The following is a 13,880-nucleotide window of genomic DNA, read 5'->3' on the forward strand; positions in this document are numbered from 1 at the left end:
GGGCCTACCCACTCCCCGCCGTATGAGTAATATAAAAATTGAACCATATTCAACAAGGAGGTGTGAATATGCAGGTCTCCTACGGCAGATTACAAGCCTACGCAGGCATGGGGTTCTTGTCTTTCGCCATGATAGTGATGGGCAGCCCGATCGGTAATACCGGCACCTGGTTCGGTTCCATGGTGATGATCGGACTGGGGCTCTGGATCGAGCTCAGCGATTACTACGACGAGGATGAGGACGAAAACGATCAATCCTGACCCCAATACTTTCATAACGACAAAGGCGGATATCTCATCCGCTTTTGTCGTTTCTGGCCGCCGCGAAAAGCGTCAGCGGGTCGAGCGCATGGCCCGCTCCAGATGCAGCGCAGTCTGCTGCGGGTTGGCTCTGGGGTCGTTGAAGAAGTTGCTCAGCACATCCATGATCGCCTGGCGCATGTTGGTCGGCGTCGCCATCCCCTCCGCCATGCTGGGCAGCAGGTTGCCCTCCCGCTCCGCCAGCAGAAAATCCTGATAGGAGCGGATGGCGCAGCGGTCGAACTTGCTCATGTCCGGCTTGGTCAGCGCCGGTATCGAACCTTTCACCCGGTTGAACTCTTGCTGGAAGCGCGGCGTCATCAGCAGCTGGGCCAGCTCGCCCTGGGCCTGCAACTGGGCGGGATCCCGCTGCTTGAACATGGCGATGGAGTCGAGGTTGTAGCTGAACAGGTTGGCACTGCCGGGGCTTGGCAGGCACTCGATATCCTCACCGGGCCGGTAGTTGCCGGCGCTCAGCTCGCCCTTCACCCAGTCCCCCATGATCTGCATGGCGGCGCCGCCGCTCTCCAGCAGGTTGGTGGCCTGGTGCCACTTCAGGCCGGCGTATTTCTCCGGCACATAGCCGCGCAGCTGCTGAAAGCGGGTTAGTACCCGCACCATGTCGGGGCCGGTCAGGGTGGCGCTGTCCTGTTCCACGAAGGCTTTGCGGTAGAACGCCTTGCCCCCTTCGCCGAGTGCTACCGTCTCGAACAGTACCGCCAGCTGCCAGGGCTCGTTGCCGATGGCGAGCGGGGTGATCCCTTGCTGCTTGAGCCGATCGGCCACGGTCACGAACTGGGCCCAGCTGGTGGGTGGCGTCAGCTTGTTGCGCTCGAATATCTTGCGGTTGAGCCACAGCCAGTTGACCCGATGGATCCCGGTTGGCACCGCCATCAGGGCACCGTTCTGGCTGAGAGTCTCCCGCACCATGGGCGGCAGCTGGGGATACCAGCCGAGGTGTTCGGCCATGGGAGTGAGATCGCGCAGGAAGCCGAGCCCGGCCCACTCCCGCAACTCGAACCCCTTGAGGTGGGCCGCCTCCGGCGGATTGGCCGCCAGTGCCCGGCTTTTCAGCACCGTCATGGCGCTCTTGCCGCCGCCGCCCTGCACCGCGAAGTCGTTCCACTGGTTGCCCTGCTCGGTCCACTCGGACTTGAGCACTTCCACTGCCCTGGCCTCGCCGCCGGAGGTCCACCAGTGCAGCACCTCCACCTGGGAGGCGGCAACGGGTGCTGAGAGCAGGGCGATGACAGAAAAAGACAACCACTTCATAAGGTTACTGCCTTGGTAGGGAGAGGGTGGCCTGCAGGCCGCCCTGCGGACGATTTTCCAGCACCAGATCGCCGCCGTGGGCGTGGGCTATGTTGCGGGCAATGCCCAGACCCAGACCGGTGCCGGCCAGATCCGTACTGAGCCGATAGTAGGGCTCGAAGATACGTTCGAACTGATCCTCCGGCAGGCCGGGACCCTCGTCCATGATGAACAGGATCAGCATCTCCTCGTCGTCCATGATGATGATGCGTACCCGTTGGCCGTATTTGATGCCGTTGTCCACCAGGTTACCGATGCAGCGTTTGAGGGCCAGCGGCTTGCCGCGGTAGGGCTGCTTGCAGTGGCCTTCGATGGTCAGTCGCTCGTCGTGCAGGTTCATGGCTTCCGCCATCTGCTCCAGCATGGCGTCGATGTCGAGCTGCTCGATGTTCTCGTGGATGTCGGTGTCTTTCACCGTCTGCAGCGCCCCCTTCACCATCAGCTCCAGCTCGTCCAGGTCCTTGTTGAACTTGGCGATCTGCTGCTCGTCGTCGAGCAGTTCGACCCGCAGCCGCAGCCGGGTGATGGGGGTCTTGAGGTCGTGGGAGATCGAGCTGAACAGTCGCTCTCTATCGTCGATATAGCGGCGGATGCGGTGCTGCATGATGTTGAAGGCGCGGGTGGCCGCGACGATCTCGGAGGCGCCCTCCTCCTTGAGCGAAGGCTGGTCGATGTCTTTGCCGAGGTTGACCGCCGCCTTGGCCAGCCGGCGCAGCGGCCGGGTCTGCCAGCGCACCAGCAGGAAGGTGAAGAAGCAGAGGAACACCGTCATCAGGGCGATGAAGCGCACCTGGTTGCTGGGCATGACGGTGTCGTCGAGCGTCATGTAGGGGGCCGGCAGCAGGGCCGCCAGATAGAGCCACTCGCCCGGCTCTATCTCGATCTGGGTCACCAGAACAGGCGGATTGATCGGCTCCAGCGACAGGGTGTAGCGGGCCCAGGAGGAGGGCAGATCCGCCAGCAGGGTGTCGTTGTTGAAGACGTGCAGCTCTTCGGGGCGTGAGAAATCCACCTTGATCGCCATGGCGTCGGAGAGCTTGCGGGTCAGCACCCCCTGCACTTCTTTGAGCACCAGCGTCTTGCGCTCGCTGTCGGGGATGGCGCTGATGTGGATCTCCTCTTCGTTCAGCGAGACGAAGAAGCGGCTGCCGCCCATGTTGCGCAGCTGGTCCAGCGCGATGTGGCGATACTGCAGCGGCAGGGATTTGAAGAAGTTGACGGTGGAGGCGGCCGACAGCGCCAGATTGCGGGTGGTGCTGAGCATGCCCTCCAGCTCCCGCTTCTGGATCTGCTGCATCCAGATGCCGGTGAGGATGGTCTGGGAGAGCAGGATCGCCAGCAGCAACAGCAGCAGCATCCGCGACAGCAGGGAACGGGGCACCAGCGCCCGCCAGAACCACCTGGTATTCATGGGATCTCGTGCACCTCGGCGATCAGCATGTAGCCACTGCCACGAATGGTCTTGATGATGCGCGGGCTCTTGCCGTTGTCACCCAGCTTCTGGCGCAAGCGGCTGATCTGCACGTCGATGCCGCGCTCCATCGGCAGGCTCTCGCGACCGCGGGTAGCGTCCGAGATGGTATCCCGGTCCAGCACCACGCCGGGCTGTTGCAGGAACATGCCGAGCAGCAGGGCATCGCTGCCGGAGAGATCCAGCAGGCTGCCGTCCTCGTGGGTCAGCTGGTGGCTCAGGGTATCCAGAGTCCACTCGGCGAAGCGCAGCCGGCGGCTCGGCTCTTTCTCTTTCTCCGGCTGGCGGAATTCGGCGCGGCGCAGCAGCGCCTTGATGCGGGCCTGCAGTTCGCGCGGGCTGAACGGCTTGGCGATGTAGTCATCGGCACCGAGCTCGAGGCCGATCACCCGGTCCGCTTCGTCGGAGGCGGCGGTCAGCATGATGATGGGTACCTGAGAGTCGCGACGGATCTGCTGGCAGAGGGTAAAACCGTCGTCGCCTGGCATCATGATATCGAGAATAATCAGGTCAGGGCTGTGCAGGGCGAGCTGCTGGCGCATCTCGTTTCCTTCCGCCGCCGTCAATACCTGGAAACCCGCCCTGGTCAGGTATTCATTGAGCAGCTCGCGGATCTCTTGGTCGTCGTCGACGATCAGCAGTTGTTTGCTCGTTGACATATGTATGTGCATCCACCCATTTTTTTGTGCAGATTGAACCTGTCGGGGGAGCAAAAAGCAAGCAAGCCCCCCATCTAATGTGAGGTTATGGGCAATATCCTCCCATATCCTGCCGTGCAAATAAAAAAGGCCGACCCAAACGGGCCGGCCAATACGCAGATTCCGACGGCAGAAGTGCACCCCGTGTGGCGCACTCCACAGACTCGATGACGGGTCGGTCAGACCGACCCCAAAACCGGTGACAGGAGCCCGCTTCGCCGGGAAGCAGGAGCGGGTTCCTCTCTGTCAAAACAGCCCCCGGCCGGCGAGCCGGCCAGGGCGCAACTTACACTCGTTCGAACACGGTGGCGATGCCCTGACCCAGGCCGATGCACATGGTGGCAACCCCCAGGGTGGCGTCCTTCTCTTCCATCAGGTTGAGCAGGGTGGTGGAGATGCGGGCGCCGGAGCAGCCGAGCGGGTGACCCAGCGCAATGGCACCGCCGTTCAGGTTCACCTTCTCATCCACCACGTCTTGCAGACCCAGATCCTTCACGCAGGGCAGGGACTGGGCGGCAAACGCCTCGTTCAGCTCGAACAGGTCGATGTCGCCGATGGTCAGGCCGGCCCGCTTGAGCGCCTTCTGGGTGGCCGGCACCGGGCCGTAACCCATGATGGCGGCATCGCAGCCGGCGACGGCCATAGCACGTATCTTGGCGCGCGGGGTGAGGCCGAGCGCCTTGGCGCGGTCCGCACTCATCACCAGCATGGCGGCGGCGCCATCGGACAGGGCCGACGAGGTGCCGGCGGTGACGGTGCCGTTGACCGGGTCGAACACCGGGCGCAGCTGGCTCAGGGTTTCCACCGTGGTCTCGGGGCGGATCACCTCGTCATAGTCGTAGAAGAAGCGGGCGCCGCTGGCGTCATGGCCTTCCAGCCCGACGATCTCCTTGGCGAAACGCCCTTCCACGGTGGCGGCGTGAGCGCGGCGATGGGAGCGGGCGGCAAACTCGTCCTGCTGTTGACGACTGATGCCGTGCAGCTTGCCGAGCATCTCGGCGGTCAACCCCATCATGCCGGAGGCTTTCGCCACCGACTTCGCCATGCCGGGGTGGAAGTCCACCCCGTGGCTCATCGGCACATGGCCCATGTGCTCGACACCACCGATGATGAAGATATCCCCGTCACCCACCTGGATGGCGCGGGAGGCGTCGTGCAGCGCCTGCATGCTGGAGCCGCACAGGCGGTTGACGGTGACCGCCCCCACCTGCTTGGGAATGCCGGCCAGCAGGGCGGCGTTGCGGGCAATGTTGAAGCCCTGCTCCAGGGTCTGCTGCACGCAGCCCCAGTAGATATCCTCGATCTCGTTCGGGTCGAGGTTGGGGTTGCGCAGCAGGATGGATTTCATCAGGTGCGCGGACAAGTCTTCTGCACGCACGTTGCGGAAGGCGCCGCCCTTGGACCGGCCCATCGGGGTCCGGATACAGTCGACAATGACTACGTCTTTCATGAATGGATCTCCTTTCCGCAATCAGTAGAAGGTTTTGCCCTGGGCGGCCATCTCACGCAGCTTGTCGCTGACGCGGTAGAGCGGGCCCAAGTCGGCATACTGGTCGGCCATGGCCACGTAGCGATCCAGACCGATAGTGTCCAGATAGCGGAACACGCCGCCGCGGAAGGGAGGGAAGCCCAGACCGTAGACCAGCGCGATGTCGGCTTCGGCTGGCGTGGCGACTATGCCCTCTTCCAGACAGAGCACCACCTCGTTGATCATCGGGATCATCATGCGGGCGATGATGGCGTCCTTGTCAAAGTCCTGTTTCGGCTTGGCGATGGGGGCCAGCAGCTCGTAACTGGCGGCGTCGGCCACTTTCTTCGGCTTGCCCTTCTTGTCCTGCTCGTAGGCGTAGAAGCCCTTGCCGTTCTTCTGACCGAAGCGGCTCACTTCGTACATCACGTCGATGGCGGTGCGGCCTTCCTTGCTCATGCGTGCCGGGAAGCCCTGCGCCATCACGTCACCGGCATGGTGGCCGGTGTCGATGCCGACCACGTCCAGCAGGTAGGCGGGGCCCATCGGCCAGCCGAACTCTTTCTCCATCACCTTGTCGACGGCGGCGAAGTCGGCGCCATCGGCGACCAGCTTGTTGAAGCCGAAGAAGTAGGGGAACAGCACGCGGTTGACGAAGAAGCCCGGGCAGTCGTTGACCACTACCGGCGACTTGCCCATGGCGGCAGCGTAGGCCACCACGCGGTTGATGGTTTCATCGGAGGTCTGCTCGCCGCGGATGATCTCCACCAGCGGCATGCGGTGCACCGGGTTGAAGAAGTGCATGCCGCAGAAGTTCTGCGGGCGCTTCAGACCCTTGGCCAGCAGAGAGATGGGAATGGTGGAGGTGTTGCTGGCGAGCACGGCGTCTTCGCCGATGATCCCTTCCACTTCGCCCAGTACGGCGGCCTTCACTTTCGGGTTTTCAACCACGGCTTCCACTACCACATCCACATGCTTGACGTTGTCATAGCTGAGGGTCGGGGTGATGGCGGAGAGCACCTGGCCCATCTTGATGCCGTCGATGCGGCCCTTTTCGAGCTGGCCGTTGAGCAGCTTGGTGGCCTCATTCATGCCAAGTGCCAGCGCCTTCTCGTTGATGTCCTTCATCACCGCCGGAATGCCCTTGCTGGCAGACTGGTAGGCGATGCCGCCCCCCATGATGCCAGCACCCAGTACGGCGGCGTGGCCAGTGGCCTTAGCTGCCTGCTTGGCCGCCTTCTTGGCCAGTGCCTTGATGTGCTGATCGTTGAGGAAGATACCGACCAGCGCCTTGGCGACATCGGTCTTGGCCAGCTTGATGAAGCCTTGCGCCTCGACGGCCAGCGCCTCGTCACGGCTCATGCCGGCGGCGGCTTCGACGGTTTTTACCGCCGTCATCGGCGCTGGATAGTGTTTGCCCGCCACGGCAGCAACCATGCCGGCGGCGGTGGTGAAGCTCATCATGGCTTCCAGTTTGGAGAGGCGCAGCGGGGCTTTCTTGGCGGCGCGGCGGCCCTGCCAGTCCAGCTTGCCTTTGATCGCATCCTTGATCATCTGCACCGCAGCGCTCTGCAGCGCGTCGGGGGCGACCACGGCGTCGATGGCGCCCACCTTGAGGGCGTCATCGGCACGGTAATCCTTGCCGGTGGTGATCCACTCCAGCGCGTTGTCGGCGCCGATCACCCGCGGCAGACGGACGGTGCCGCCAAAGCCCGGCATGATGCCGAGTTTGGTCTCGGGCAAGCCGATTTTGGCGCTGGTGTCGGCCAGCCGGAAGTCGGTGGAGAGAATGGTCTCGCAGCCGCCGCCCAGGGCGTGGCCCTTGATGGCACAGAGGGTGGGCACCGGCAGATCTTCGATGGCGCTGAAGATGTCGTTGGCCTTTTTCAGCCAGCCGAGCAGCTCAGCCTGTGGCAGATCGAACAGTTCCAGGAATTCGGTAATGTCGGCGCCGACGATGAAGGCGTCTTTGCCGGAGGTGAGGATCAGACCTTTTAGTTCACGTTCTTGTTGTAATGCGGCGATCGCTTCGCTCAGGGAGAGCAGGGTAGCGCGATCCAGCTTGTTGACTGAACCCGGAGCATCGAACCTCAGCTCGGCAATGCCGTCTTCGAGGTAGCTGACCGTCAGGGTTTCGCCTTGGTAGATCATGAGAGTGTCTCCTTGTTCCCACATGGTGGGGGGTGGTGCTCCTTTATCCCCAGCAGGGGGCGAGGCTCACTATTGATCCAAAAGAAGACAATTTCAACACCTATTTAAAACATTCGTTTAACAGATCTCGAGCAAAAGCTCGCCTCAGATTAACAATCAAAATAAAGGCGTCTGATGACGCCTTTATTAACCTTGTGTGGCCTCAGCTGGCCAGCTCGGGCCTGTCGCGATACTGGCTCAGCACCTCGGGATCGGCGAGCGCGTGGGTGTTGTTGACAGGCCGGTTGTGCACCACTTCCCGCACCGCCAGCTCCACTATCTTGCCGGACTTGGTGCGCGGAATGGCGTCCACCTGCAGGATGCGGGCCGGCACGTGACGGGCGGTGCAGTGCAGGCGTACCTGCTGGCGGATGCGCTCGCGCAGCGCTTCGTCCAGCATGAGGCCTGGCTTGAGCTTGACGAACAGCACCACCCGCTCGTCCTGTTGCCACTGCTGGCCGATGACGATGCTCTCTTCTACTTCCTCCAGCTGTTCGACGTAGCGGTAAATCTCGCTGGTGCCGATGCGCACGCCGCCCGGGTTGAGGGTAGCGTCGGAGCGACCGTAGAACAGGATGCCGCCGGTCGGGGTCAGCTCGATCCAGTCGCCATGGCACCAGATGTTGTCGAACCGTTCGAAATAGGCGGCGTGGTACTTGTCGCCGCTGGCGTCCCCCCAGAAACCGATGGGCTGGGCCGGGAAGGGTTTGGTACAGACCAGTTCGCCTTTTTCCCCCTGTACCGGCTGGCCTGCTTCGTTGAACACCTGTACCGCGAGGCCGAGGCCGCGCCCCTGACTCTCGCCGCGGTAAACGGGGCTGAGCGGGTTGCCGATGACGAAGCAGGAGCAGATGTCGGTGCCGCCTGAGATGGAGCTGAGTTGCACATCCCGCTTGATCTGCTGATAGACGTAGTCGAACCCCTCCGGCGACAGCACGGAGCCGGTGCTGCAGATCAGCCGCAACTGCGGCAGCTGGTGAGTCTTGATGGGGGCATAGCCCTGCTTGTGCAGCGCATCCAGGTATTTGGCCGAAGTGCCGAACAGGGCGACCTCTTCGTCGCGGGCGAGATCCCACAACACGTTGCCGTCCGGGTAGAAGGGGGAGCCGTCGTAGAGCACCAGGGTGGCGCCGGAGGCGAGCGCGCTCACCAGCCAGTTCCACATCATCCAGCCGCAGGTGGTGAAGTAGAAGATGCGCTCCCCCGGCTTGATGTCGCAGTGCAGCTGGTGTTCTTTCAGATGTTGCAGCAGGGTGCCGCCGATGCCGTGCACGATGCACTTGGGCTTGCCGGTGGTGCCGGACGAATAGAGGATGTAGAGCGGGTCATTGAAGGCCATGGGCTCAAACTGCAGGCCGGCATCCGGCTGGCTGGCCAGGATCTGGCGCCAGTCGTGGCCAAGCTGCAGGGGATGGCCCAGCAGGGGGATCATAACCGTCTGCTCTATGCTATCGATCTGGCTGACGACCCCCGCCACTTTGTCCTGAATGTCGATGGCCTTGCCGTTGTAGCGATAGCCATCCACCGCAAACAGCACCCGCGGCCGGGTCTGGCCGAAGCGCTCCACCACGCTGGCTTCGCCGAAATCGGGGCTGGTGGAGGTCCAAATCGCTCCCAGGCTGGTGGTTGCCAGCATGGCCACCACGGTTTGCGGGATATTGGGCAGGTAGGCCGCCACCACGTCGCCCCGGCCGATGCCCTGACCACGCAGCCACTGGGCCAGCCTGGCGACCTGATCCGCCAGCTCGCGCCAGCTCAAGGTGTGGCTGGGGCTACCCTCGATGCGGGAGATGATGGCCGGTGTGTCATCCTGGCGGCGCAGCAGGTTTTCGGCGAAGTTGAGCCGGCTATCGGGGAACCAGCGGGTGCGCTGCATCTCCTGGCGGTTCTCCGCCACTATGTTGCCGAGCTCGCCCTTGACGCCGCAGTGCTGCCACACCAGCGGCCAGAAACGGGTTGTCTTCTCCACCGACCACTGGTAGAGCTGGGCGTAGCTGTGCAGCTGCAGGCCGTGGAAGCGGTTGACCTCGGCCATGAAGTGCTGGAGGTTGGATTGCTGAATCCGCTCCTGATCCGGTTGCCACAGGCAAAGGTTGTGCATGAGTAGTCCCTGACTGCATGTATCTACCGGCAGTGTATTGAATTGTTTTTTATTTGTTAATGGTTGGTTTTTGTTTCATAACAAAAGCCTTGTAACGTATGCGTTACCTCACGAAGCGATTGCTTGACGGTTCGAGCCTTGATTCGCTTGATGTTATGCTGAAACCACATTTCTCCCGGAGCAGGACGCCATGAGCAGCTACAGCCAACTTTTTGCCCAGCACCTCGACACCTTGCAGCAGCGCACCCGCGACATACTGCAACAGCAGGGACTGAGCGGTCTGGCCATCCACTCCGGCCAGACCCACCGCATCTTCCTCGATGATCAGGATTACCCCTTCAAGGTGAACCCCCATTTCAAGGCCTGGTTGCCGGTGCTGGACAATCCCCACTGTTGGTTGCTGGTGGACGGGGTGAACAAGCCGGTGCTGCTGTTCTACCGGCCGGTGGATTTCTGGCACAAGGTGGCGGAGCTGCCTAACGCCTTCTGGGTCGACTTCTTCGATATCCGTTTCCTGACTCGACCGGAGCAGGTTGCTGATCACCTGCCGGCCAACAAGCAGGAGTGGGCCTATCTGGGCGGCCACCTGGAGGTGGCTGAGCTGCTGGGGCTGGGCCAGCCCAATCCGGAGGCGGTCCTCAACTATCTGCATTATCATCGCGCCTACAAGACGGCCTATGAGCTGGAATGCCTGCGCGATGCCAACCGCATCGGGGTACGCGGCCACATTGCGGCCAAGGACTCCTTCATGGCGGGGGCGAGCGAGTTCGAGATCAACCTGGCCTACATGAAGGCGGTCGGGCAGGGGGCCAATGAGGCACCCTACGGCAATATCGTCGCCATCAACCGCAATGCGGCCATCCTGCACTACACCCACCTCTCCGCGCAGCGGGTGCCCGATGCGGAGCGGTACTCCTTCCTCATCGACGCCGGTGTGGATGTGCACGGCTATGCCTCCGACATCACCCGGACCTGGGCCTGGCGCCGCGGTGAGTTTGCCGATCTAATTGCGGCGCTGGATGCCCAGCAGCAGGAGATAATCGAGGAGATCAAGCCGGGTCGCCGTTACAGCGAGCTGCATCTGCAGATGCACCACCGACTGGCGCGCCTGCTGCAAGCCACCGAGCTGGTGGACATGTCGGTGGACGAGATGATCCATACCGGGGTGACCAACGTCTTCTTCCCCCACGGTCTCGGCCACTTCCTCGGCCTGCAGGTACACGATGCCGGTGGTTTCATGCAGGATGAGCGCGGTACCCACCTTTCGGCCCCCGAACAGTTCCCCTATCTGCGCTGCACCCGGGTGATGGAAGTGGGCCAGGTGTTCACCATCGAGCCGGGTCTCTACTTCATCGACAGCCTGCTGGAGCCGCTGCGCCTCGGTGAACAGGGCAAGCGGGTCAACTGGAACAAGGTCGAGGCGCTGCGCCCCTATGGCGGCATCCGCATCGAAGACAACGTGGTGCTGCACGCCGACGGGGTGGAAAACCTGACCAGACAAGCAGGGCTCTGATGGCGGCAGACTATTCCATACCGGCTGCACCGCTGGAGGTGAGTGAGGAGATCAAGAAGAGCCGCTTCATCACTTATATTGCCCACACGCCGACCGTAGAGGCTGCCAAAGCCTGGATCGGCGAGATAAAACAGCAACATCCCGGGGCCCGGCATCACTGCTGGGCCTTTGTCGCCGGTGCCCCGCAGGACAGCCAGGTGTACGGTTTCAGCGATGACGGCGAGCCCTCGGGCACCGCCGGCAAGCCCATGCTGGCCCAACTGATGGGGGCCGGTCTCGGGGAGATCGCCGCCGTGGTGGTGCGCTATTACGGCGGGGTACTGCTGGGCACCGGCGGCCTGGTCAAGGCCTATGGCGGTGGCGTGGGCGCCGCCCTCAAGCAGCTCGAAACCCGTATCAAACGCCAGCAGACTGCCTCCCTCATCCAGTGCGACTATACCGACATGGGGGCGGTGGAGGCGCTGATCCAGGCGCATCAGGGTCAGTTGCTGGCGGCCGACTACGGTGCCAGCGTCACCCTGCAGGTGGCGTGGGAAGCTGCTGTTTGGAGCAGAATCGCACAGGAATTGACCGACCGAACCCAGGGTCGGGTATCTCTTCGTCCCTTAGATGGCTAGAATCCATCGCTCTTTTAGTCTGAAGAGGGAGCCGGAATGCAGATTCTGAGCATCATTCGTATCGTTGGCCTGCTGGTCGCGCTGTTCAGTTCGACCATGTTGCTGCCCGCGCTGGTCGCCTTTGGCTATCGTGATGGCGGTGGTGCCGAGTTCGTCAACTCCTTCTTCATCGCCCTGCTGCTCGGTGCCGCGCTCTGGTTTCCCAACCGCCATCAGAAGAAAGATCTCAGATCCAAGGAAGGCTTCCTCATCGTCGTGCTGTTCTGGGTGGTGCTGGGCAGCGTGGGGGCCTTGCCGTTCCTGCTGGGAGAGGTGCCCGGCATGACGGTATCGGAGGCCTTCTTCGAGTCGTTTTCCGGCCTGACCACCACGGGGGCGACCGTGCTCACCGGGCTGGACAACCTGCCCAAGGCGTTTCTGTTCTATCGCCAGCTGCTGCAGTGGCTGGGGGGGATGGGGATCATAGTACTGGCGGTGGCCATACTGCCGCTGCTCGGCATCGGGGGCATGCAGCTCTATCGCGCCGAAATTCCGGGGCCGGTCAAGGACAACAAGGTCACCCCGCGCATCGCCGAGACGGCCAAGGCGCTCTGGTTCATCTATCTGCTGCTAACCTCCCTCTGCGCTCTGGCGTACTGGATGGCGGGCATGACCCTGTTCGATGCCATCTGCCACTCCTTCTCCACCCTGTCGGTGGGCGGCTTTTCGACCCACGACGCCAGCATCGGCTTTTTCAACAGCCCGGCCATCAACCTGATTACTGTGGTGTTTCTGCTGCTGGCGAGTGTCAACTTTGCCCTGCACTTCATGGTGTTCGCCCACAAGCCGGTGCGGTTGAGCAACTATCTGCGCGACTCCGAGCTTAAGGTGTTTCTGAGTATCCAGTGCGTGCTGGTGCTGATCTGCTTCGTTTCCCTCTTGTTTCACGGCCATTACGCCACCTGGCAGGAGGCGCTCAACCACGGTCTGTTCCAGGCGGTGTCGCTGGGCACGACCACCGGTTACAGCACGACCAGCTATGCGGAGTGGCCCTCCTTTCTACCCATGCTGCTGATGTTCTCCGCCTTCATCGGTTGCTGCGCCGGCAGTACTGGGGGCGGCATTAAGGTGATGCGCTTCATGATCCTGTTCTTGCAGGGGATGCGCGAGCTGAAGCGGCTGGTGCACCCGCGCGCCATCTATACCCTCAAGCTGGGACGTCGTGCCGTGCCTGAGCGGATCGTGGAGGCGGTGTGGGGCTACTTTGCTACCTACATCATCCTGTTCTTCATCTTTATGCTGTTGCTGCTGATGACCGGCTTGAACGAGGTGACCGCTTTCTCCGCCGTGGCGGCCGCGTTCACCAACGTGGGGCCTGGGCTGGGCGAGGTGTCGGCCAACTTCGGCAAGATCTCGGCAACGGCGCAATGGATACTGGTCGTCGCCATGCTGTTTGGTCGATTGGAAATCTTCACTCTTCTGGTACTGTTTACCCCTGCATTCTGGCGTAGTTGAGGTTGGTATGGACAAGATTCTGGTGCTTTATTCTTCCCGTGACGGGCAAACACGAAAGATCGTCGATGCCATGCTGGCAGAGACCGAGGGGTGTGAGGTGGTGATGCAGGATCTGCATACCCTGCCGAAGTGCAATCTCAGCAAGTTCAAGAAGGTGCTGATCGGTGCCTCCATTCGTTATGGCAACTTCCACCCCAGTCTGTTCAGCTTCATCCACGCTCATCACGAACAGCTGGAAGTGGCCAACGCCGCCTTCTTCTGCGTCAACCTGACCGCTCGCAAGCCGGAGAAGCAGACCCCGCAGACCAACGCCTATATGAAGAAGTTTCTGCGCCTCTCCCCCTGGAAGCCGAAAACCCTGGGGGTGTTTGCCGGTGCGCTGCAATACTCCCGCTACAACTGGTGGCAGACCCGCATCATCCAGCTGATCATGAAGATCACCGGTGGCAGCACGGATACCAGCAAGGACCTCGAGTTTACTGATTGGGAAAAAGTGCGCGGCTTTGCCCGGGATTTCTGGTCAAAAAGATAGCAATTCATCGTCCTGAATTGCCTGAGCGCCGCGGTTGCGGGGCTTTTTGTTGGATAAATAGGCGTTTGAACTGTTGAAAGCCAAAAAATGCCAATTTTTGCAAAATTCCCCTTGTCATCGCGGCGCGGCTCCCTATAATGCGCCCCTACCAGCACGGCGGAACACGCCAACCTGATGAGCCAGCTT

The 13,880-nt window shown here is 61.9% G+C and carries 11 protein-coding genes; 5 read left to right on the forward strand and 6 right to left on the reverse strand.

Annotated elements, in window-relative coordinates; translation table 11 throughout:
* The first annotated feature begins 68 nt into the window (after positions 1–68).
* On the forward strand, positions 69–260 hold the full coding sequence (locus OKC44_RS20480; protein WP_005307420.1) for a hypothetical protein: 192 nt from the start codon (positions 69–71) through the stop codon (positions 258–260).
* 72 nt (positions 261–332) lie between these two features.
* Here OKC44_RS20480 and OKC44_RS20485 read toward each other — a convergent pair whose 3' ends face one another.
* The 6 genes from OKC44_RS20485 to OKC44_RS20510 form a co-directional block, all read right to left on the reverse strand.
* The gene (locus tag OKC44_RS20485) at positions 333–1,571 is read right to left on the reverse strand and encodes an ABC transporter substrate-binding protein (protein WP_043126371.1); all 1,239 of its coding nucleotides are present in this window, start codon (positions 1,569–1,571) and stop codon (positions 333–335) included.
* 4 nt (positions 1,572–1,575) lie between these two features.
* Positions 1,576–3,021 carry an ATP-binding protein gene (locus OKC44_RS20490; RefSeq protein WP_016348991.1) on the reverse strand — a complete coding sequence of 482 codons (1,446 nt, stop codon included), beginning with the start codon at positions 3,019–3,021 and terminating at the stop codon, positions 1,576–1,578.
* Complete coding sequence (locus OKC44_RS20495; RefSeq protein WP_042867409.1) at positions 3,018–3,740, reverse strand: response regulator; 723 nt, start codon at positions 3,738–3,740, stop codon at positions 3,018–3,020. Before OKC44_RS20495 ends, OKC44_RS20490 begins: the two co-directional genes overlap by 4 nt.
* 325 nt (positions 3,741–4,065) lie before the next feature.
* A complete protein-coding gene (gene fadA, locus OKC44_RS20500; RefSeq protein WP_011704164.1) occupies positions 4,066–5,229 on the reverse strand; it encodes an acetyl-CoA C-acyltransferase FadA in 1,164 nt (387 codons plus the stop codon).
* A 21-nt stretch (positions 5,230–5,250) separates the two neighbouring features.
* Positions 5,251–7,398: a fatty acid oxidation complex subunit alpha FadB gene (gene fadB, locus OKC44_RS20505; RefSeq protein WP_270814824.1), complete on the reverse strand. Its 2,148-nt coding sequence runs from the start codon at positions 7,396–7,398 to the stop codon at positions 5,251–5,253.
* A 202-nt stretch (positions 7,399–7,600) separates the two neighbouring features.
* Entirely contained in the window at positions 7,601–9,538 is a 1,938-nt protein-coding gene (locus OKC44_RS20510) for an acetoacetate--CoA ligase (RefSeq protein ID WP_270814825.1), read from the reverse strand.
* Between the two features lie 190 nt (positions 9,539–9,728).
* On the opposite strand from OKC44_RS20510, the gene pepQ reads away from it, so the two are divergent.
* Genes pepQ through hemG form a run of 4 tightly spaced genes read left to right on the forward strand, consistent with a single transcriptional unit; the run spans position 9,729 to position 13,694 of the window.
* Positions 9,729–11,051 carry a Xaa-Pro dipeptidase gene (gene pepQ / locus OKC44_RS20515; protein ID WP_270814827.1) on the forward strand — a complete coding sequence of 441 codons (1,323 nt, stop codon included), beginning with the start codon at positions 9,729–9,731 and terminating at the stop codon, positions 11,049–11,051.
* Positions 11,051–11,668, forward strand: coding sequence for a YigZ family protein (locus OKC44_RS20520; protein ID WP_024945461.1), 618 nt, complete (start codon positions 11,051–11,053; stop codon positions 11,666–11,668). Before pepQ ends, OKC44_RS20520 begins: the two co-directional genes overlap by 1 nt.
* Positions 11,669–11,704: 36 nt before the next feature.
* Positions 11,705–13,162, forward strand: coding sequence for a TrkH family potassium uptake protein (locus tag OKC44_RS20525; RefSeq protein ID WP_011704169.1), 1,458 nt, complete (start codon positions 11,705–11,707; stop codon positions 13,160–13,162).
* Positions 13,163–13,169: 7 nt separating this feature from the next.
* Complete coding sequence (gene hemG / locus OKC44_RS20530; protein ID WP_039213354.1) at positions 13,170–13,694, forward strand: menaquinone-dependent protoporphyrinogen IX dehydrogenase; 525 nt, start codon at positions 13,170–13,172, stop codon at positions 13,692–13,694.
* The last annotated feature ends 186 nt before the right edge of the window (positions 13,695–13,880 follow it).

Origin of the sequence: Aeromonas sp. S41-2, from assembly GCF_027705845.1 — a bacterium.
In the GTDB taxonomy this organism is placed as follows: Bacteria; Pseudomonadota; Gammaproteobacteria; order Enterobacterales; family Aeromonadaceae; genus Aeromonas; species Aeromonas hydrophila.